Origin of the sequence: Candidatus Palauibacter sp., assembly GCF_965222475.1 — a bacterium.
Taxonomy (GTDB): Bacteria; Gemmatimonadota; Gemmatimonadetes; order Palauibacterales; family Palauibacteraceae; genus Palauibacter.
Genome location: NZ_CBDCUB010000008.1, coordinates 296,166 through 316,314, shown reverse-complemented (window position 1 = coordinate 316,314; position 20,149 = coordinate 296,166). Strand labels below are relative to the sequence as shown.

Sequence of the window (20,149 nt, the reverse complement as noted above, 5' to 3'; positions counted from 1 at the left end):
TCATCTCAGGTCACGACATATCCTGCATTAGCCTGGTGTGGCCCGGATCTGTCGCCCCTTCGATAACAGATCGACAGTCGCACAGGCCAAGCTTCGCTATTCCCATTTGCCCACAGGGAAATCGATGAGTACGTTGCCGGATTCCACCACGGGAGGGTCGGGCAGTGAGCATCTTTATCATCGCATTGGGGGCATGGGCCGTGTTTGCCCTGTTACGTTTCGTGGTTGTTCCACGGGCGGACCGTAAGGCGGCCAGAAACAGAGACATCAGTGGTACTGGTGCTGCGGCAGTTTCGAGCCTGTCGGGGTTTCTAAGCTTCGCATCGCTCATGGTAGCGATTGGCACAACGGCTGCCTTGAGCGTTCTCGCCTACGTTAACGCAACAGGCGGCACCACGTTGCAAGAGGCACGCGATGCCTTGCTGCGGATCCAAGGAATCGAAGCCCTTCTCGCCAACTTCGACGCCCGGATTGGCATTGCGACCACCATCGTCCTGATCTTGGCGTTCGCCTATCACGCCTATCGAAGCGGCGGCATGCGGCTCAGGAGTGCCCTCAAGGCACACATCGATCAAGAATTGTCACGGCTGGAGGACGAAGATCTGGAAGAGCTCTCCCCGACGCAGGAGATGGAAACCCTTGCCGGCGTGATTGAATCGTTGCAGGGCCACCTTGCCGAACTCAACGACAGTCATCCAGCCAGAGGGCAATTGCTTTCCCGGCTACACGAGCTAGTAGCGCAATACCACACGGAGGACTTGCTGAGACGGATCGACACCAATCTGACGGAACGAGAGACAGAAGTGGAATCTTCTTTCGGACGGGTTCTACTATTCTGCTCGTCCGCTGGAATGCTCCGTTCCCTCACGGGCTTGGGCAGACTAACTGTAGCTGCCGGACTGCTTCTACTGATTCCCACTTCCATGACGGTCGGGTTATCTGCAATACAGGACGCGACGGATGAGCGCGTCATCGCCGTCAACAAAACGATCGCACAGCTCGAATTCGAATTGCTGCTGACGAACTCCGCACAGGAACCGTTCTCTCCAGATGACGAGCAAGCGATCGACGCAATTGCCTCAGTCTTCGAATCGGAGGTCGTCCAAGCCAGGTATCTGCAGGATGCTTCAGCGCTGCAGGCCAGTAACGAAGTCGCGCGTGCCACGGCGAGGATTCGGGCCAGGAACCTGATCTTCGAGGCGTCTGGGTCACACCCTACTGCCCCATCACAGTCTGTCAGGTCGTCGTCGTTTGAGCCACTCGAGCAACGCGTCCTCGCTCTGAATGCGGAAGCTACCGGCCGGCGGCGACCCGTCACACCCGTCAACTCCCGTTTGATGAGCAATCTCCGCGAGGGTAGGGGGGACACCTGAAGCAAGAGCGAACAGAGTTGGACCGGCGATTCGACGCCGAGATGTGGGGCCTGTACCACCGCGCACGGCGGGAATGCAACTACACCGCTAAACGGTTTGCCAGTATGCTCTCTGAGCAGGGTGGAGTGGATACGGCGCATCGGTTGCTTCAGCCCACACCGGGACCAGAGTACGCTACTGGTTTGACTGAACTAGTATTTGCGTGGTCGCCCCGATTTGACGGTTGAGACCTTGGTTCAGCAACCGGAGTTCGAGAACCTGTTCAGTCCCGGTGAATTGAAGATCGCTCGTGAGCGGCTTCATAAATTGGAACGAAGACTGAAATGAAGATGATGCTAAGCGGTGGGATCGCCGCAGCGAGGTAGAGGATGAGCAAGAAGACGAAGAAGGAACCAGAGTCGGTTGACGGTACGCCGTCACCCCCGCTGTCGGAAGCGGAGCGGCTGGCGCTCATCGAGGAGTGGGAGAACACGCCGTCGCCGAACCCTCGATTGAAGGAAGAACCGGAGCCGTTCGACGTGCAGGCGGTGAATCCGCGTTATGGTACGGCGAGGATGTCGGACGTGGCGCTGGCGCTCATGCGCCCGAAGAATCCGAAGGTGGCGGCGATCATCGAGGCGCGACGTGACGAGTTGGAAGACATTTAGACCGATGAATGATTCCATATGGAAAGCCACCAGTCAGAGTGAACGACGAATCGAGTCGAGGGAAACGACGTTTGAATTTGTCCAACGTCATCCTGAGATGCACGATGTGCGTAACTTGATTGATGTAGCTCTTGGACAACTCCCGACCGATGCAAGGAGAGTGGAGGCTGTACAGCGAATGAAGTCGCGTAGACACCACCAATTTGTTGATGTTCTTTTTGAATTGTGAGGTGGTCCCAGTTTTTTGGACAGGTCGTTAAGGTGGATTCCAGGACGGAACGGGAGGCACCGAGATGGCTGGGAAGAGACGGCGGTTCACGCCGGAGTTCAAGGCGCGGGTGGCGCTGGAGGCGCTGCGCGAGCACGACAGCGTGCAGGCGATCGCGAGGCGGCACGAGCTTCATCCGAACCAGGTGAGCACATGGAAGCGGCAGCTGCTCGAGGGGCTGCCGGAGGTGTTCGCCGGGGGCGCGGGCCGCAAGCTCGCCAAGGAGCACGAGGCGAAGGTCCGGGAGCTGCACGCCAAGATCGGGGAGCTCACGGTCGAGCGGGATTTTTTTCGGCGCGGGCTCAAGCGCTGAGCCGGGCGGAGCGGGGGCGGATGATCGAGCGGGACGGACCGCTGAGTCTTTCGAGGCAGTGCGCGCTGGTGGGCGTGAGCCGGTCGTCGCTGTACTACCGGCCGAGGGGGGAGAGCGCGGAGAACCTGGCGCTCATGCGTCGCATTGACGAGCTGCACATGGCGTATCCGTTCTACGGAAGCCGGCAGCTGGTGCGGCATCTGCGTCGCGAGGGCGTTGCCGCGGGCCGGCACCGGATCCGGCGGCTCATGCGCCTGATGGGGGTGGAGGCAACCTACCGGCGGCCGCGCACTAGCGTGGCGGGTCCGGAGCACCGGGTCTTCCCCTATCTGCTGCGCGGCCTCACGATCTCGCGGGCGGACCACGTGTGGTGCGCGGACATCACCTATGTTCCGGTGACGCAAGGCTTTTTCTACCTCGTGGCCGTGATGGACTGGGCGACCCGGCACGTGCTCGCGTGGCGGCTGTCGAACACGATGGACGCGTCGTTCTGCGTCGAAGCCCTGGACCACGCGCTGGGCTGGAGGGCTCCGGAGATCCTGAACACGGATCAAGGCGCCCAGTTCACCAGCGAGGCGTTCGCCGACCGGGTGCTGGGCGCGGGCGTGGCATTCTCGATGGACGGCCGGGGCCGCTTCCTCGACAACATCTTCATCGAGCGGCTGTGGCGGTCGCTGAAGTACGAGGCGGTGTACCTTCACGAACTCCGCGACGGGCTGGACGCCGAACGGATCATCGGCTCGTGGTTCGACTTCTACAACGAGGTGCGTCCGCATTCGTCCCTCGGCGGACGGACGCCGGGCGAGGCCTACCGCAACGGCACGGGGGCGGTGTGAACGGCGGATCTCGGCGTGCGCCGACGGTCGCCTTCGCAAAGCAGCAGCGGGGCGCGGGAGAAGCCTGGGATCTCCCCATGCCGCGCACCTCGTTCCGCCCGCGGCCAAGCCCCCGTCGCCGACCGGGTTCCCCTCCCGCCGGCCGGGGTTCATTTTGGAACCTGTCCCTCCCCTGCCGGGGGAGGACCCATGGGTGGAGCATCCACCCCGAGAGAACACACGGAGAAGGCTCCCGAGGGCTCTCACAACCACTCGGAATCCACCTTAACTTTGCCCTCGGACTGTCCAACGAAGTAAGACCACCTCATTGTTTATTAGTTCGCACGTCACTGATTGTGGATTTGGCACGGCAGATCATGATGGTCCTGATGTTCTCGTTCCCGGTGCGTTCGCGGTTGAAGCTACGATTTGTCATACTCCTAAGCACAAGTCGCCTGATAGCCAAACCGCTCTTCTCGATGAGTTGAGGGATCGTCTTGATATAGGTGATCCGTTAGGTGCTATTTTCGCTCTGAGTACTAAGGGATGCCTAGCGAACAGTGATGGCATTTCTCCGAAACAGTTGGAAGATGAGATACGTAAGCAGGTGGAAGTATTCTTGGCCACTGAAGAACAACAGCAGCATTATCTCCGACCGGATGAAGGATGGAGGAATCGGTGGCGAAATACTGGACCCTTGGCTGTGTACTTGTATGAATCCGACGAATGGAGCTTATGGATCAATTGGATGGTTAAGACCGAGGGGCGCGGTGGCATTGGTGCGTGGCCAGCAATATCGTTTGTAGGTGAGCAATGGCAAGACGCATTTAGGAATAGGCTAAAGGCAAAAGCGCAGCAAGTACGCAAGTGGAATCTGGACGTGCCAGTGTATTTGGCAGTTGGGTTTGGAGGCTTCTTCGGTGGTGGTGAGCGTGATGCGGTTCAAGATGTGTGGCGTAAGTCTGAATCAAGCAGACGGTTTTGTGGATTGTGGGTGACGAACTTCGTGTTGAGCCCAGAGTTAGGTAGGCCCGGTCTTGGACTAATTCCTCCAATCGACGGAGAAGCTCCGAGCGAATCAAGACTCATGATTCCACGCCTTAGAAGCGAAATCTAGACAAGCGTATAATTCCCTAAGTTTTGGTGATCTGTTTCCGGGTCAACTCGACGAACCCGTCAACTCGGTTCGCGGGAGAACGGTTCGCGAACTGGCCCCCAGGGCCAGTCGAGCCAGCGTCAATCGCAACCTCAGGGCGGGGTATGCACGCGCTCGCAGCTACACCCGACTTCGTGGTTTCTCGCGGGTTGGTGGCGTTGTCCTTGGGCGGCCTCCGCAATCTGGAACGTCAATGGTGGCAGAGGAGCTCGATTGGAGCGTGTCTGAGCGAGAGTTGGTCCTGCGGCTGATACGTTCCGAGGGGTTACCTATTGAGATTGGTCGTTACGATCCTGCCATTGTCCACAATGCCCTCGCATATGCCGCTGATGGACGGGTCATAGCCGTCACGATGGTCCGCGCAGAGCCCTTGCCGGATCTGCGCATCCTCCTTCATCCAGCCCTTGTCGACACCGGCCTTGGCTGCAGTGCCATTCGACTCGACCAGCTTGTAGATGGCGCAAGCGCACGCAATCAGTCTCTCCTCGACCATCGCGCGTCTGCAATCACCAACGTGTTTCGCCAACACACCGCGTATGAACGGGCTTGGTCGATCCGAATGCACCGGCTCGTTGTCCAGCATGAGACCAACTTCCGCAGATTAGGAGACCTCGGGGTTGAGTTCCTGATCCAAGCTTTTGGAATCGCGGATCCCGAGGACGCATTCCCGTATCCCGCGGAAGAGATCGAGCCGGAGTTGCCAATAACCGATTTTGGCTTTCTCTCATTGAATCCCGAGTTCTACGACCAGCGTCTCGTGAATGCCATAAGCCGGTGTGGGTCGTCCGAGTCGGTCATGGCCTTTGATGGGTGTATTCGTACTGCTTCAACAGCAGACGTCTACGGGCGAGATTTTTATGCCACCTGGGCGGCGCCACCTCCTGAATTCGACCGATGGAGCGGTGTCCGGGAGCAACCCTGGGCCGTCGACGAGGCGATCTCGTTTATGACATCGCAAGAACCACTCGGGCCATTTCGCGTCATGGTACAGATCGCCTTCACGTCGCCCCCCTGGTTCATCAGCGAGGGCCGATGGTATGCCGATAACGCCGTGCTCGAATCGTTCGACGATGAGACCCCGTACGAGATAACGTCGCTCGAACAACCGCTAATGGACGAGATCGCTTCACATGCGGAACAAGATGCGGAAACCGCGAGAGTGCTTGCGAGGATGGCTGAATTCACGCACTTGCAGCGATTATTCCGAGCAGCTCTCGACGGGCAACTTGTCCTTACCGGCATGGATTTGGAGGACCTAGCCGGACTTACGATTGAAACTGCACCATACGTGAATCGCTCGGAGACGCTACGCTGGTTGCCACGGGACTATTCGATCGAGGACTTCGCGCGGGCGATGATTGCTCCAGATAGTGCAACGGCAGATTCACTTGTTACAACGCTTCGAAATCAGATCGTAGGGCTAAAGGAATCGCTGGGATTGGACGACAAGCAGATCGCGCTGGCGATCTCACAAGGAGTAATCCCATTGGACGAGCAGATGGCGCTGGCCATCGGACTACGGGAGCAACTGTGCCCAGCGCCGGGAACATTTCCGTGATACTCGGGGGTGAGGGCGATTCCGGGTTGTACAATTACGGTAATCACCTGACACCCGGCCTCGCCGAGATCAGCGCTTCAGGCTGCGGTCTTCACCTCCTTCTTGGTTGACTTCTTCCGGGTCCTGGGCTTCCGGATCCCCTTCTTGAAGACCTGATAGGGCGTCCGCCCCTCCATGCCGCGGCCGCGGTGCGGACGGTTTCGGTTGTAGGTCTCGGCATACGGTCCAGGAGACCTTCGGCCCCGTACACCTGGAAGTTCCTTCGGATCTCGTATCCAATCAGCACCCGGTGCAGGCAGTCCCCAGAAGTTCCATACAGTGCGCTAACCTGTTGCACCCCCGCGAAGTACAGCATCGTCGTGTCTCGGGAAGCTACCACAAGGTTCCGTGCGATCCCACGCGTTCAGTGGGACAAAAGTGGGGAGACGATGCGATGCAAAAAGCAGCGGAGAACGGGCGGAAGAGCCCACGGCGATCCACCCTCACGGCGGCCTTCGTCCGCACGGTCAATACGCCCGGCAAGTACGGTGATGTGCACGGGCTGATCCTACGCGTTCGGCCCTCCGGATCCAAGCAGTGGATCTGGCGCGGCTGTCGTACCAAAGTAGAAATGTCCCCCCTTAGCCAAGTAGAAATGTCCTCTTACGGTCCATGTTCGGTCAACGACGGAACGGGATCCGGGAGAGGAGCGGATGGACTTGAGGCTAAGGGAGAGGGATCGCATCTCGGTGCTCAGACAGGTGAGCGAGGGAGTGCTGACGGCCGCGGCGGGAGCGGAGCGGATCGGCGTGACGCGGCGGCATTTTCGCCGGCTGCGCCGGAGGTTCGAGGCCAAAGGCGATGCGGCGGTGGTTCACGGACTGAGGGGGCGGCGGTCGAACCGGGCGCTGCGCGCGGAAGATCGGGAGGGGGCGCTGGAGGTCGCGAGGGATCCGCTGTACCGGGACTTCGGGCCGACGCTGCTTGCGGAGCACCTGGAGAGACGCTTCGGGCTGCGGCTGAGCGCGGAGACGCTGCGGTGCTGGATGCTCGAGGCCGGACTGTGGGAGCGTCGCCGCAGGCGCGCGAAGCACCGCAGCCGGCGTCCCAGGCGGGCGGCGCTGGGCGAGCTGGGGCAGTGGGACAGCTCGGTGCACCCGTGGATGGAGGAGAGGGCGGCGGGAGAGCAGGTGCTGATCTCGATCCACGACGACGCGACGAGCCGGCTGCTGATGGCCCGCTTCGTGGCGCGCGACAACGGGGCGGAGAACCGGCGGGCGATCATCGCGTACCTCCGCAGCCACGGCCGCCCTCTGGCCGTCTACACCGACCACGCCGGACACTTCGGGCAGTGGCTCTCGAAGAAGGAGGAGCGCACGGATACGATCATCGCCCGGGGGCTGGGCAAGCTGGGGGTCGAGGTGATCCTCGCGGGCTCCCCGCAGGCCAAGGGCCGGGTCGAGCGCAGCTTCGGCACCGCGCAGGACCGGCTGGTCAGGGAGATGCGCGTGGAGGGGGTCGCCACCCTGGAGGCGGCCAACCGCTTGCTGGCCGACTACTGGGTCCCGTTCTGGAACGAGCGCTTCGCCGTCGAGCCCGCCGATCCCCGCGACGCGCACCGCCCGCTTCCGTCCGATGCGGACCTCGAGGCGCTCTTCGCCGAGACGGAGACCCGCGTCGTGGCCCGCGACTTCACGATCCGGTTCCGGAACAGGCGCTGGCAGATCCCCGAGAGCGAGGCCGCCGGCATCGCCCCCGGAGACGAGATCGTCGTCGAGCGACGCCTCGGCGGCCAGACCCGCTTCCGCTTCGGCGAGCGCTACCTGGAGGTCGAACCCGCGCGCCAAGGCCCGGCCGTTCCCGCGCCCGCCAAGCCGGCGAAGCCGAGGCCCGCGCCCCCGAAGCCCGGCCCGGACCACCCCTGGCGCAAGCACTTCCAAGCCTCCGTCCGGCGAGCCATCGCGCGCCGAGACCTCCGCCGCGAGCGAGAAGCGATATCCAGGGAACACGAACCGCCCCGCTCCCCCGAACCGGCCCGGGAACGGGGCAGAACCGAACCGCCGCGGGAGGACATTTCTACTTTGGGCTAACCCCGGACATTTCTACTTTGGTTTGACAAGGATCTGGCGCGGCACGGTCCGCGGCCGCCGCGTGGATCTCGGCCTGGGCGGCTACCCGTACACCACGCTGGCGGAGGCGCGCGAGAAGGCCTTCGACTACCGGAAGCTGGCGCGGGACGGCGGAGACCCGCGGACGCTTGCTGCAGGCGCCCAGAACGGCGTCCCGACGTTCAGGGATGCCGTCGAGAAGGTGATCGAGATCCACCGGGTCGCATGGCGCGGAGGGAAAAACGAGGCTCAATGGAGATCCTCCTTGTCGAGCTACGCGTACCCGCGCATCGGCCGCATGCGCGTTGACGACATCTCAACGACCGACGTGATGGCGGTGCTGCTCCCGATCTGGAACGAGAAGCGCGTCACGGCGAAGCGGGTCCGGCAGCGGATCGGTGCCGTCATGAAGTGGGCCGTCGCCCAGGGCTTCCGCACGGACAACCCGGCCGGCGAGGCGATCGGGGCGGCCCTGCCGAGGGGTGGCGCCCGCACGAAGCATTTCAAGGCACTCCCGCACGCGGAGGTCGCGCAGGCGATCGCGACGATCCGGGCCACCGCTGGCTGGCCGCCGGCGAAGGTCGCGCTCGAGTTCCAGATCCTGACCGCGGCTCGTCCCGGGGAGGTCCGCGCGGCCGACTGGTCGGAGATCGACGTTGAGAATCGCGTGTGGACGATCCCCGCGAAGCGGGCTAAGTCGGGCCGCGAGCACCGCGTGCCCCTCGTGGCCCGAGCGATCGAGGTCCTCGAGGAGGCGCGGCTGTTCTCCCACGGATGCGGGCTGATCTTCCCCTCGGTCACCGGGCGCATGATTCACGGCGGCACACTGCCCAAGCTGCTCGCGCGGCACGGAATCCAAGCTGTTACCGCACGGATTCCGCAGCTCGTTCCGGGACTGGTGCGGCGAGACGGGGCAGCCGCGGGAGGTCGCCGAGGCTGCGCTCGCTCACGTGGTCAAGAACCAGGTCGAGGCGGCGTACGCTCGGTCGGACCTGTTCGAGCGCCGGCGGGAGCTCATGGAGGCGTGGGCAGCGTACGTCTCAAGCTGAGGGTGGCAGTCCTGCCCTAGAAGGGGGGCGAGGCTCGCAGGGACGATCCCTGACGAGCCTCGTTACCGGCGTTATGATTGAACGACGGAAAATTTGCGTTGCCGATCATCGGGCGCGCCCTCACTCGATACCTCGACGCCGCTGCTCGGCTGCGAACAGGGCGCGTGGTTCCAGCTTTTCGGCCGGCGTCAGGGCTCCGAGGATGGTCGGAATCACCCAGTCGTCGCCGCGGCGGATAAGCCGAATGATGACCGTGATCAGCGTGAGATTCTCTACCGACATGCCGACCCTTGTGCGATGCGGACCAATGCCCCGCCCGAGACAACGAAGGACGAACCCATGCCCGCGACTGATCTCTCCTCGCTCACCGACGACCAGCTCCTGGATCTCGATCGGATGATTCGAGACGAACTGTCCGCCCGTGGCGAACCTCCAAGTCGACGAGAACGAGAAGCTCGTCAAGCTCCTCTCTCAGGAGGGCCTTTAGAACCGGCTTGCCCAAGGTGTCTTGCTTTACGCACCGGATGAGAAACTCCAGCAGCGACGTTTCGGAGATCGGCATTCCCCGCCTACCTGTGCCAGAGGGGGGAGAGGCACGCGGCGCCGAAAATGAGGGCCATGAACAGCACGCAGGCGGTGCGCCATACGACCCACGGCCAGCGCTGACGACGAGCCTGCTCATTGCGTTCGTCCCGCTCGTCGAGTTCGCAGATCATGGCGAATTTTGGACGACCAGGCACACGTAGCAGGTGTCCGCCAGCAGGTCGTGAACGACCATCGAGTCGCGGAGAATCTGGTCCTTGTGCATGTGGATTACCGCGACCCAGCCGGCAGATCCTCGGCCCTCTCTCGGGGCTCGCATCCGGGCGGGAGGCGCGCTCCAGATCTAATCGTGCTTCGGTGGCGTCCGAGTTTCCTTTTGGTCGCCATGTTCCACTTCCTTGCTTGGCGGAAACCTAGCGTCGATCCGTCGCGGCGGCGGGAACTCCTGGAGGCGCGGGCAGTGTACGTCTCAAGCTGAAGCCGGGTCCACCGGCCCGGCGGCGTCCGCAAACAGATGCTCGTCCGGCGATGCGATGATGAGGGCTCCTCTGTCCGTGTGTGACCCGCGAAGTAGCACGAGCCGGAGGCGCGAACCGTCTTCGAACTCGATGCAGTTGCAGAGGTGTTGGCTGTCGGGCCATTGATCGCCACGGCACCGGATGTCCGCCGGGAAGCGGTCAGCGGAATCGAAGCCGGCGGAGTATCGACCGGCGAAGCCCATTCCATCGAAGTGCGTCGAAGATGTCCATCATTCGCGTTTCCCCAACCTCCAGCGGAATCCGCGCCGCCGAGTAAGTGCGAGAGCGTTTTCATGGTCCTGCTCCTCATCCCGCGCGGGCGGCGGGACTCATGGAGGCGTGGGCAGCGACTGCGGGGGCGGGGTACTTGGCTTCGACCGCCAACGGGCACGACGCGCTAGGTCTACCGCCTGCGTCCTTCTTTGCTGCGGCGCCTCATCGGGCAAGATAATATCGGCATGGTACGGGTTGTCCGGCTCCGGCGATGCCATCACTTGCCTGTTCTCCTTCATCGCCTCGTGAACTTCCAGTTTAGCCCAGCCGTAGAACTTTCGGCTGGTGCCCTCCGACTTGCTCCGTCTGCCAGCCCTTCGCTCGCCCAGCAGGACTAGGTTTTCGATGGGAGCATGTGTACTCCTGTCGACTGAAAGTACCGCTCCAGTTTCAAGGAAGGCTCCGTGCCGAACGCGGCCCGTGGAAGAACTGAACCCACTGCTGCTGAATACCCCTCGTGCAAGGGTTTCATCGAGATCCAGCACATCGTCCATGTACGAATCTGCCTCCTAGTTAGAGTTAGAAGTTTCAGGAGTGCTTCCTGCATGAACCACCCGAACACCATGGCGCCGTTTCCGTACCACGCCCGCCTCTGGTCGCCGTCCATGCTTACGAAACAGCGGGCGCTTCCCGCCGGTTCGAAGAGCACGACGATGGAAATCTCATCTTCGGTCGCGTCAAGGATAACCTGTCCGTCCTCCGAGTAGACGTCGTACCGGTACGGAGCGAAGCGATACATATCGTGGAGGGTGTCCCGGGCCATGCTAACGGTCTCGGAGGTTACGTGGCCCTGTGCGCCGAGTTCCGCAAGGTCTCGCAAAGCCGCTACCAACTCCGGACTAAGTTCGCCTTGCCTTTCGCTTTGCCCAAGGAAGTACAGCGGCGACCAGCGGGCCTCAGAGATCACAGGGGTCGCGGTCATGACGACTCCCCGTCAGGCACCTTAAACTGAGCGGCCGCCGCGAGCTGCTCGGCGAAGAGAGCAGCGGTAGGGAAGTCCAAGAGTACGGATACATGCACCTTGCAGTCCATCGAATTCGCAGGAACCCTCTCGGCCTTGCCGTCCGCCACCTCGGCCTCGGCCTGGTTGCCGGGCAACACGACGACGTTATCAGACAACGCCGGGGTCACCGTGAGCAGGTGGATCAGTATGCGGTCCCTAGAAACCGACAGCACGCATCCATCTACGGGGATGGGCGGAGGATAGTTCGCACCCTCCACTATTTCTATCTTCTGTTCCATGGGAGTAGCCTGTTCCATGGGGAGTAACCTAATCTTTTTCTACGCGCCGACGCGTGAAAAGGTTCAGCCACGCGGCGAGCCATCTAAGGATGCGGCTCAAGGAGTCAACTCCCCTGCACGCACGCTGGGCACGGCTTAACGTAGGGCTTCATGATGCGGCGAAGGTACGACCTACAAAGCAAGGAGACAACCGCCCGCAGGCCGCAGGCCGGCCTCGCCCTTCGAGCTTCTTAGCCGGGGCTCGCAACGGAATCTGCTGCCGCTTCGCCCGCTCTCGTGCACCCCGTCAGCTCCCCGGCCCCGCGGCGAACTCCCATGCGTGACCGCACAACGTGCCCGACAGCCCTTCGGACCACTCGGGGCCCGACAGATCCTGTGTGATCTCCAGCTCGATTTCGCAGAAGCCGGACCTGTCCTCGAGTTGCCAATCCAACCCGCCGGTGATCGTACCTTCGATGCTGCGCTTCTCAATCCCGGGATAAGCGCGGGTGACGGCGTGTGAGCGCACGCCGGGATGCCCGTCGACGGTGAACGGGTGTCCCCCTTCCGAGAACTGGCAGCCGGCGGGGGCGAGCGTGATGTCCACCTCCACCCTGAGCGTGTCGCCCATGCTCGTTTCCGACAGCCTTCCCGTCACCCTCACCTGTCCGGCGATGGGACAAGCCTCGACGGCCATGACAGTGCCGTCGTCGCCCGCTTCCAACGTCGTCGGGTAGCGCGCGATGTAGCTGCCCGCGAACAGCTGCACGGCCTCGTCCGGTGCGAGGACATCGGGCGGCTCGGGACCGGGGCCGCAGCATGTGTCCCCGCAGCCGAGCGCGACGAGCAGGAGCGGGCCAACTACGACCTTCAGCCAGGGCAGCCGGGCGTCTCCTCGACCCCTGTTCGGTGTCAACGTGACTGCGCTGCGGCCGCTTCGCGTCTGGCCACCCGCTTCCAGCTCTCCAGCCTGCGACACCGCCGACACGTTTTCTTGCCGACGCTACGCGGCCCGCCGCAGCGATAGCAACGCCCGGCCTTCCTGTACGACCGTCGACGCGCGTCGACGGGCGGAATGAACTTGAGACAGCCGCCCGGACAGAACTTCGCGCCTCGTCCCCAAGGCTCACCATGCTCAGCGAAGTCCCGCCCGCAACCGGAGCAGTGCGTGACGATCGGGGGAGAGTAGACCTTAATCTCCATTTCGACTCCTGTTCCTAGGGTGCCCGAGCGCGCACGACCGATGCCGGAAGCTTCACGCTACACGAAGAAGTCCCAGCCCGTCTAGAGGGACGTGTACAGCGCGACTCGTGCGAGCCCCGAACCTCACGGCGTTACTCGTTGGCCGGGCGCCGGGGAGTTCCCTCAGGGCTTCTTGCCAACGCTCAAGGTCAGCGCCGGCCAACTTCTCCCGGACCCAGGCCGACGTGTTGGCGACGAGAACGACCGGACCCTCTCCCCTCACCGCAAGGATCCCCTTTGCACGCAACGCGCGCTGTGCCGCTTCGGGCGAAATCGATGGGTGCCGAATCGTCTCCAAGGCGATCTCGACCAACTCGCCGATCATGGGCCTCTTATTCTCCACGTACACACGCGCGCGAAACAGGATGCCAAGGACTTCGGTTCCCGCCAACATGACCGTCGCAAGCCTCTCGATGTCGCGGTGGCTGAGCCACTCCCATACCTCCTTCTCGGTGGGCACGTCGTTGCCCTTCAAGAGCCACGCCCCGGCGATGAGCGTCCCGAGCCAGTAAGAAATTCCGGCTCCGCAGAAGACCCGGTTGCACGCAGCCTGGCAGACTTTGATCGTCGCGTCGAGACGCCCATCGCGTAACGCCTCGACGGTCCGCCCGACGAGCTGTCCACCCAGAGCCGGATCGATCGGCTCGAGGACGTCAACCGGTTGCTGGAGCTTGACCAAGTACACGCGGTTGCTCCCAAGCCCGTGTGGCGAGGAGAAGCGGAACATGGACCGCGCGGCGAAGGTGTCCGAGTGGTCGTGCGCCGCCTTTACGACCTCGCGCATCGTCTTCGCGCCCTCAGGCGTTTCTGCCAACCATTGATCCTGCTCATACAGAACGCCCCAAGCATCGCCACCGATACCCGCTCTCACGTCCCTCTCGTCCGCATTCCGAAGGGGATTATAAAGCTGACTTGATCGAGGGGTCTTACTCTGCAACCTTGTCGCCGGTGACAGACCGGCCCCGCAACTTGTCGAGCGCGGCCCGCGCCTTCGGGTTGACGGGCCGCAGCACGGCTCGCACGACATCACTCAGCATCGCGCCCCGGTAGCGCGGATTCAATGCGCGCACATCGACCGGGCGTCCGCGCTTCTTCTTCGTCTTCTTGGCCATTAGATCATCTGTCAGCGAGTGCGGGGAATTGTGGATCGACCACGCCGACGAGTTGGGAGCGCAAGGTTAGCAGGTCTCTGTGAATTGCCGTGACTCGTGTTTCGACCGTTGCGACTCGTGTTTCGACCGTTGCGACCCGTGTTTCGACCGACTCCAGTCGTGAATCTACTCGATCAAATCGCGTGTCCATGTACGCGCGTTGTATTGCCATCTTCTTTTCAACGCCGTCGAGTATCGTCGTCACGGCGTTGAGGAGTTGGGCGACAGTGGCGGGCTGATCGTCACCGGGGCGGGGCACAAGCGGGTCTGGTATCTTCGTGTCGGCCAATGGAACATCTCCTTGCTCTGGCAGAGAACCTATCCTCGGACCGGCTGGCGCATCGTCGTCACGGTGCCGGCGTCGCAGTCCGCGAAGACCCACTCGAGCCCCGACCTCGTGCACTTCTCACCTGCATCAGGGCTCACTTTGGCTCGGGAGGCGACGCGAGGATAACCTTCGCGAGTTGCTCCGGCTTCGATGCCACTGCGGAGGAAGGACAGGGGCGCTCCATGTGGCCCTCGAAAAGCCCTTCCAGCCGCGCAAGACGATCCCGAAGCGAGAAGACGCCGCTGATCCAGAGAGTAAGAAGCATGAGGACCGACGCGGCGAGCGACCCGCCAGCAAGGAGGCGGTCGGTGTTGCTCGCGACACCGGTGGCCGTGTCCTGATTCGTCGTCATTGGTCATCTCCTTGCTCAGGCCGCGAAGATAACGCCGACCGGACCCGTGCGACAACTTCGGGGCAACGCCTCCCCTCCATCGTCGTCTCCTTGCTCCGCCGGTCGCGGGAAATCTAGCCTCAACCCCCGGCCTCACGCCATCGGCAAGGCCCTCGGCGACCCGTTGCCTGACCCCGTTGCATCCCGTGCGCCAAGTGACCATGCTTTCGGGGTGCAACGCTGTCGCTGGAGGCTGTAGATGTGCCGTGGGACCCGAGGGATCGCAGTTGCCGTTGTCGGGATTCTTGCGTTCTCTCCCGGTGTTCAAGCCCAAGCCGTGTCCGACTCGATGCTTGTGTCCGTCGATCGTTTCAGCTTGTTCGCGGACTGCTCTCCCGTCATGCCGTTTGTGTCGGTCGACACCAGCCATCGCCTCATGGGCGGCGAACTGGGTTGGGAGATGTTGCAGGGCCTCGCCGAGTACAAGCTGCGGGTTGCGGGCCTTTTCGACCTGTCTCGTGCGCACGAGGCGGTAAGCTTGGTCATCAGAGTCGAGCTTCTCGATGGTGCTTACAGCGCATCCGTAGAGTTCTCCAAGCGGCTCTACGATGCGATCTCCGACGAGCGCGGGTCCGCCAGCACCTGGACCCTGGCGGTTCCCGGCATTCACGAGAACGATCTCTCGCGGGTCTTGCTTTCCGTCTCGTTGTTGCTTGACCGTTTCGTCGCAAACTACCTGCGCATCAACGGGTCTGCTTGTGACTCCTGAACTTACACAGACCGACAAACCGACCGCGTTAGTAAGTCGCCGCACCGCGTTGATCCTCCGGCCGCAGTGACGTAGCGTGTAGATGCGCCGAGGCCCCCGCTCCGCGTCGGAGTCGAGGGCCTCCAATCCTTCACCCGCTCCGCGAGTTCACGCTCGCGGCACTGCACTAGGAGTGTATCCACATGCTACGCGACTCACCCCGAGCGCCGCAAGGTGCCGTCCTCCCGATCCGTCAGCCAGTCCGGCCCAACCCCTTCATGGTGGAACTCAGCCGGGGCCTCAAACGTCGAGCGGGCCACCGCCTGCGGGCGCACGCAAGACGCCGCGCCATCTTGGTGCCGCCCCTCACGACTGTCGACCTGTCGCCCGACCCGCCCGTCACACATCGACCGCTTCGGCCCGTGCCGTGTGGGTGCGCGATGTGCGGTGAGTACGGAGCGGTGGGCTTCGGCTTCCGCGTATGCGGCGCGGTCGGCTAGCTGACGAGATCGCGGTACATGAGGCGCCGCCCGACCATCCCGGCGACGACGTGCTGCATCCTTTGTCTAATCTCGCGCGACAGCTCCCAATACGGCGTTGGAATCGGCCTTAATGTCCGTGTGCCTACCCGCGAAGTAGACCCGAACCTTGCCCCCGCCGTGGTCCTCGATGAGCTGCACCTGCATCAGGTTGATGAGGAGCCTCTGGCCGTTGACATGCTGAGCCTCAACGAAGTCATCCGGCTTCCTGACGGGCAGGGTGTCCACAGTTTGCTCGACCATTCTCGTTTCCTCCTTCTCAGACGCCAATGATGAGTTGGTGACGCTTCGGGTCGCGGGCGACCTCCGCCCAATACCGCCCCGGTCGCGCCGCCTCCAACAGGATGCGCTTTGTGCGCTCAATCCGGGCGTGCTCCGTGGCCGCCCAGCGTTGCACGTCGGCAAACGTGAGCGAGCCGTCCGCTTGACACGGGGGAACATCTGCCGCCATGCTTGTAGCCTCCTGAGGTGGAGAATCCCCTGATCAACCCGAGCGTCTACTCGGGCGGGGGGTGACGAAAGCCCGGCCAAGTGCCGGGCTTCGTCGCATCTGTGAGGGTAGCGGTTGGCGGGGCTGGCCGAAAGCTCTCTAGGCGATGAGGTCGCGGTACATGAGGCGCCGCCCGACCATCCCGGCGACGACGTGCTGCATCTGCGCTAGCGTGTCGAGGTCGCGGATGTTGTGCCGACCGGCGAATTCGTCGACGTACCGCTGGAGGTGCTTGGCGCTCAGCTTGTGATAGACGCCCTTGTGGGCGCGCTTGAGCATGCTCCAGAAGCTCTCGACCCCGTTGGTGTGGGCCATGCCCCGGACGTACTCGCCGACCGAGTGCCTCACCGTCTCGTGGTTGGCGAGGTGGCCGTACGAGCTCGAGCCGTCCGTGTAGAATTGCGCCACGTCCGGGTCCGCGTGCTCCCGGACGAAGCCGCCGAGCGTCTCGGCGTCCGTCCGGTCTACCACCCGCGCGGCCACGCGCTTCGTCGCCCGGTCCTTGACGCCGACCACCGCCACCTTGCCGACCGGGCCGCGTCCCGCGTTGAGCTTGTCCCTCGCGTGCTTGTTCTTCTCCAAGCCGCCGACGTAGGTCTCGTCGACTTCGACCGGCCCCTCGAATACGGCGGTCACGTCCGCGAAGGCCGCGCGGATGCGGTGCAGCATGAACCACGCGGTCGGCTGGCTGACCCCGAGGTCGCGGTGGAGCTTCATCGAGGAGACGCCCTTGAGGCTCGTCATTTCCAGATAGATCGCCCAGCCCCAGGCCCGAAGCGGGAGCTTGCTATCCTCCATGACGGTCCCGGTCTTCATGGAGAAATACCGCCTGCAGTCCCGGCACCTGTAGGGCATCGGCTTGCCGGACTTCACGCGGTAGGCGTTGACCGATCCGCACCGCATGCAGCACATCTCGCCGCTCGTCCCCCAGTGCCACGTCTCAAACCACTTCACCGCCCGGTCCTCCGTGGCAAACATCTCGGCCACTTCCATGACGCTGATACCTTCGCGGTCGGCCCTTCCGGGTGCGTTGCAACCGATGCGAGACATGCGGCAAACTCCTTCCGTGTCAATGTCTTAGCGTACATGAAAGGTACTATCGGAGGGCGCCGAAGTCAAGTCAGCTTTATAATCCCCCTTTCTTGGGCGCGGCAGCCCGTCGCTTCTGGGCTTCGAGCATGTTGACCACATCGACCGCCGGCACTCCCCAGACCTCTGCGGCCAGCTCGAGGAGATCGCCGCTCTTGGCGCAGTCGTCGTCCGTACAGGCGAAGCCCTTCTCGTCGACGATCAGCCGGTCGTGGGCCTCATCCGCTCCCGGGTCGCAGAACGGGCACGAAAACCAGCCCGGCGCGTCTGCCGCCGGCAGGCCCCTCGTGGCGACCTCGACCGTCAGCTGGTCGGCGACACGCCGTCGCAATTCCGCCGCCGGATCCTGCGTCACCTAGATTTCGTCCCAACCGATGCCGCCCGGCGCGCCGATCCAGATGACGCGCCGAAACAGGGCGCTCCACGTCCACAACGGGTCATGGAGCGCCATGCTCGCGCCTTTCTTCTCGACGACGGCGAGCGCCGTCCCCGGCCGCGCGGCGAGTTGGGTCGAGGTCATGAGTCCTGCGCTTCCTCCTTCTTCTTCCGGCGGCTCTCCTTCCAGTGGAAGACGGCGTAATTGCCGATGATCCACGCGACGATCCCACCCAGGAACAGGCGCGGGTACGTGTACGTGGCGTGATGATGATGGTCGGGATCGCGAGGAAGACGAGGGCCGTCTGGATCCCGTTGTATCGGAGCTTCGGAGGTTCGGTCATGGGTTCTCTCCAGCGTTTCGAGGGTGCGCGCGAAAACGCCGCGGTGTCAAGAATCCGGACGCTCGCCCGGTCCATCGACAAGCTCCGGCTGCTCCGGGGACGGCGCGCCGAAGAGTTCGGAATTGAGGCAGTGGGTGCAGCACCAACCCCACTCGTCGCGCTCCGCGCCCGGTGCGGGCTTCGTGTGGCATTTGCGGCAGGCGACGTTGGGGGCGTGTTCGGCGGCGGCCCGAGTTCGAGGATGGGTTGGTCGGCCATCAGCAGCCCGCGCAGTGTCGCCAGCCCTCTTGCCAGCGGGCGCGTTCGATTGAGCAGACGCCGCGCGGGCACCAGAACAGCACGCGTTCGTCGTCCCACGCGATGCAGGTGCCCGCTTCGTCGAGTTCTCGGTACGCGTCGTCGGGCTCCTCGCCGCCGAGCGCGATCGGGATTTCGTCGTGCCAGTCCGCGTCGATGGCGAACCGGGGCATCAGCGGCGCCTCGAACATCTCGGCCTGACCGTCACCGGACGGCTTCAACTCGATCAGCGGCCAGCCGATCAAGCGCGCCGCCTTCCACGCGTCGGAGTTCTCGACGAACCCATCGGGGATCGGACGGCGCGCGCCCTTCGGCTTGCGCGCCTCCCGCTCCCTCTCCCGCTCGCTCTCGGCGGTCTCGGAGGACAGGTAGCCCGTCATCAGCCCTTGCAGGGCCTTGAACCGCTCGCTCGCGGTCATCAGAACACCACCCGGACGCGGCACTCATCACACCGGCCCCTCCGGGCCTGGGCCGAGTCCGACCCATCGCAGTTGACCCCCCCGCACCGCGGGCAATACCCAAAATGACGGGCGGGCGGAGCAACGATGGGCCAGTCGTCGCCCCGGCTCGTGATCTTCCGCCCCCACGTCATGCGGCCTCCCGGTCGGCGGGCTCATGCCACGGCCCGCGCCAGTCGTCGCGCTTCGCCGCCGCGCGCCGCGCGCCGCAACCGCACGTCTCGACCACGTAGAACCGCAGCAGATGAAGACGGTCTCTGACTGGCAGCCCGCGCGTCATGCGGAGGGGAGTCCGTCGCGTCGGCTCGTGCCTGCACCGCCGCCGCCTCATGCCGCCACCTCGCCGCGCCGGATCGGGCGGACCTTCTCGCCGTGCAGCGCGTCGCAGCGGGCGTTCTCAAGCCGGGCGTAGATCGTGTCGCATGGTCCGCACCGCCAGATGCCGTCCTCGCGCGCGATGGCCCAAACGAGCGGGTCAGGGTCCGTGCAAGGTGTCCCGCAGTCGTCACACCACATCGCGCGGCCCCTCATCGGAGCCACGCTTCGGCGGCGCAATGCTCGGCTCCGCAGTGCCGGGTGATCCCGCCGCCCTCGTTCTCGACGGCCTTGGTCGGAGTCTCGCTCCCGCAGATCGCGCAAGCCTCGTCCGGGTGGGTCGGCTCGACCTCGACGGTCCGCGCCTCGATGATCGACTCCGCAGCGCCTCCGATCGCACCGGAGATCCCGTGTCGCAGGTCGGAATCGACCTCGACGTATGCGGAGTAGCCGAGATCCTCGGCGGGGACGTGGAAGCTCTCGTACTCTCTCGTTTCGCCGTCGTGGCGCGTCGCCACGGTGATCGTTACTCGCATGTCGTCCTCCTCGGGTTGGGTCGGGGGGTTGGGATCGGCGCCAGAACGGACGCCAGCGGGCGCGTCTGTGCCGTCCTCGTCGTTT

Annotated in this window: 24 protein-coding genes; 8 read left to right on the top strand and 16 right to left on the bottom strand. The window is 63.6% G+C overall.

What is annotated here, in order from left to right; genetic code table 11:
* The first annotated feature begins 164 nt into the window (after positions 1-164).
* The 7 genes from ACOQPP_RS16925 to ACOQPP_RS16895 all read left to right on the top strand — a co-directional run bounded on the left by ACOQPP_RS16925 (position 165) and on the right by ACOQPP_RS16895 (position 9,286).
* Entirely contained in the window at positions 165-1,373 is a 1,209-nt protein-coding gene (locus ACOQPP_RS16925; protein WP_420637036.1) for a hypothetical protein, read from the top strand.
* Between the two features lie 368 nt (positions 1,374-1,741).
* A complete protein-coding gene (locus tag ACOQPP_RS16920; protein WP_420637035.1) occupies positions 1,742-2,020 on the top strand; it encodes a hypothetical protein in 279 nt (92 codons plus the stop codon).
* Between the two features lie 293 nt (positions 2,021-2,313).
* A protein-coding gene (locus ACOQPP_RS16915; protein WP_420635870.1) for an IS3 family transposase occupies positions 2,314-3,437 on the top strand; the annotation gives its coding sequence in 2 pieces (ribosomal slippage) (positions 2,314-2,590 and positions 2,590-3,437; 1,125 coding nt in all).
* A 307-nt stretch (positions 3,438-3,744) separates the two neighbouring features.
* Complete coding sequence (locus tag ACOQPP_RS16910) at positions 3,745-4,533, top strand: hypothetical protein (RefSeq protein WP_420637034.1); 789 nt, start codon at positions 3,745-3,747, stop codon at positions 4,531-4,533.
* Between the two features lie 259 nt (positions 4,534-4,792).
* Positions 4,793-6,130: a hypothetical protein gene (locus tag ACOQPP_RS16905; protein ID WP_420637033.1), complete on the top strand. Its 1,338-nt coding sequence runs from the start codon at positions 4,793-4,795 to the stop codon at positions 6,128-6,130.
* A gap of 698 nt (positions 6,131-6,828) precedes the next feature.
* Positions 6,829-8,199: an ISNCY family transposase gene (locus tag ACOQPP_RS16900; protein WP_420637032.1), complete on the top strand. Its 1,371-nt coding sequence runs from the start codon at positions 6,829-6,831 to the stop codon at positions 8,197-8,199.
* Positions 8,200-8,221: 22 nt separating this feature from the next.
* The gene (locus ACOQPP_RS16895; RefSeq protein WP_420637031.1) at positions 8,222-9,286 is read left to right on the top strand and encodes a tyrosine-type recombinase/integrase; all 1,065 of its coding nucleotides are present in this window, start codon (positions 8,222-8,224) and stop codon (positions 9,284-9,286) included.
* A 100-nt stretch (positions 9,287-9,386) separates the two neighbouring features.
* On the opposite strand, the gene ACOQPP_RS16890 is transcribed toward ACOQPP_RS16895, so the two are convergent.
* The 8 genes from ACOQPP_RS16890 to ACOQPP_RS16855 form a co-directional block, all read right to left on the bottom strand.
* Complete coding sequence (locus ACOQPP_RS16890; protein ID WP_420637030.1) at positions 9,387-9,728, bottom strand: hypothetical protein; 342 nt, start codon at positions 9,726-9,728, stop codon at positions 9,387-9,389.
* A gap of 1,206 nt (positions 9,729-10,934) precedes the next feature.
* A complete protein-coding gene (locus ACOQPP_RS16885; RefSeq protein ID WP_420637029.1) occupies positions 10,935-11,522 on the bottom strand; it encodes a hypothetical protein in 588 nt (195 codons plus the stop codon).
* A complete protein-coding gene (locus ACOQPP_RS16880; protein WP_420637028.1) occupies positions 11,519-11,842 on the bottom strand; it encodes a hypothetical protein in 324 nt (107 codons plus the stop codon). The genes ACOQPP_RS16885 and ACOQPP_RS16880 overlap by 4 nt, the downstream gene beginning before the upstream one ends.
* A 286-nt stretch (positions 11,843-12,128) precedes the next feature.
* Entirely contained in the window at positions 12,129-12,737 is a 609-nt protein-coding gene (locus tag ACOQPP_RS16875; protein WP_420637027.1) for a hypothetical protein, read from the bottom strand.
* A gap of 339 nt (positions 12,738-13,076) precedes the next feature.
* Positions 13,077-13,934, bottom strand: coding sequence for a hypothetical protein (locus ACOQPP_RS16870; protein ID WP_420637026.1), 858 nt, complete (start codon positions 13,932-13,934; stop codon positions 13,077-13,079).
* Between the two features lie 55 nt (positions 13,935-13,989).
* Positions 13,990-14,175, bottom strand: a complete 186-nt coding sequence (locus tag ACOQPP_RS16865) for a hypothetical protein (RefSeq protein ID WP_420637025.1) — start codon at positions 14,173-14,175, stop codon at positions 13,990-13,992.
* 4 nt (positions 14,176-14,179) lie between these two features.
* Positions 14,180-14,503, bottom strand: a complete 324-nt coding sequence (locus ACOQPP_RS16860; RefSeq protein WP_420637024.1) for a hypothetical protein — start codon at positions 14,501-14,503, stop codon at positions 14,180-14,182.
* 133 nt (positions 14,504-14,636) lie between these two features.
* The gene (locus ACOQPP_RS16855) at positions 14,637-14,894 is read right to left on the bottom strand and encodes a hypothetical protein (RefSeq protein ID WP_420637023.1); all 258 of its coding nucleotides are present in this window, start codon (positions 14,892-14,894) and stop codon (positions 14,637-14,639) included.
* A gap of 238 nt (positions 14,895-15,132) precedes the next feature.
* Here ACOQPP_RS16855 and ACOQPP_RS16850 point away from each other — a divergent pair, with 238 nt between their 5' ends.
* A complete protein-coding gene (locus ACOQPP_RS16850) occupies positions 15,133-15,642 on the top strand; it encodes a hypothetical protein (protein ID WP_420637022.1) in 510 nt (169 codons plus the stop codon).
* A gap of 545 nt (positions 15,643-16,187) precedes the next feature.
* Here the strand turns inward: ACOQPP_RS16850 and ACOQPP_RS16845 are convergent.
* The 8 genes from ACOQPP_RS16845 to ACOQPP_RS16810 form a co-directional block, all read right to left on the bottom strand.
* The gene (locus ACOQPP_RS16845; RefSeq protein WP_420637021.1) at positions 16,188-16,403 is read right to left on the bottom strand and encodes a hypothetical protein; all 216 of its coding nucleotides are present in this window, start codon (positions 16,401-16,403) and stop codon (positions 16,188-16,190) included.
* 346 nt (positions 16,404-16,749) lie between these two features.
* Positions 16,750-17,700, bottom strand: coding sequence for an IS1595 family transposase (locus tag ACOQPP_RS16840; RefSeq protein WP_420637020.1), 951 nt, complete (start codon positions 17,698-17,700; stop codon positions 16,750-16,752).
* Between the two features lie 76 nt (positions 17,701-17,776).
* On the bottom strand, positions 17,777-18,094 hold the full coding sequence (locus ACOQPP_RS16835) for a hypothetical protein (RefSeq protein ID WP_420637019.1): 318 nt from the start codon (positions 18,092-18,094) through the stop codon (positions 17,777-17,779).
* Positions 18,095-18,259 carry a hypothetical protein gene (locus ACOQPP_RS16830; RefSeq protein ID WP_420637018.1) on the bottom strand — a complete coding sequence of 55 codons (165 nt, stop codon included), beginning with the start codon at positions 18,257-18,259 and terminating at the stop codon, positions 18,095-18,097.
* Positions 18,260-18,715: 456 nt separating this feature from the next.
* Positions 18,716-19,174, bottom strand: a complete 459-nt coding sequence (locus tag ACOQPP_RS16825; protein ID WP_420637017.1) for a hypothetical protein — start codon at positions 19,172-19,174, stop codon at positions 18,716-18,718.
* A 169-nt stretch (positions 19,175-19,343) separates the two neighbouring features.
* Complete coding sequence (locus tag ACOQPP_RS16820) at positions 19,344-19,544, bottom strand: hypothetical protein (RefSeq protein ID WP_420637016.1); 201 nt, start codon at positions 19,542-19,544, stop codon at positions 19,344-19,346.
* Positions 19,541-19,744, bottom strand: coding sequence for a hypothetical protein (locus tag ACOQPP_RS16815; protein WP_420637015.1), 204 nt, complete (start codon positions 19,742-19,744; stop codon positions 19,541-19,543). The genes ACOQPP_RS16820 and ACOQPP_RS16815 overlap by 4 nt, the downstream gene beginning before the upstream one ends.
* Positions 19,741-20,064 (bottom strand): hypothetical protein, encoded by a 324-nt coding sequence (locus ACOQPP_RS16810; RefSeq protein WP_420637014.1) that lies wholly within the window; start codon positions 20,062-20,064, stop codon positions 19,741-19,743. The genes ACOQPP_RS16815 and ACOQPP_RS16810 overlap by 4 nt, the downstream gene beginning before the upstream one ends.
* Between the last annotated feature and the right edge of the window lie 85 nt (positions 20,065-20,149).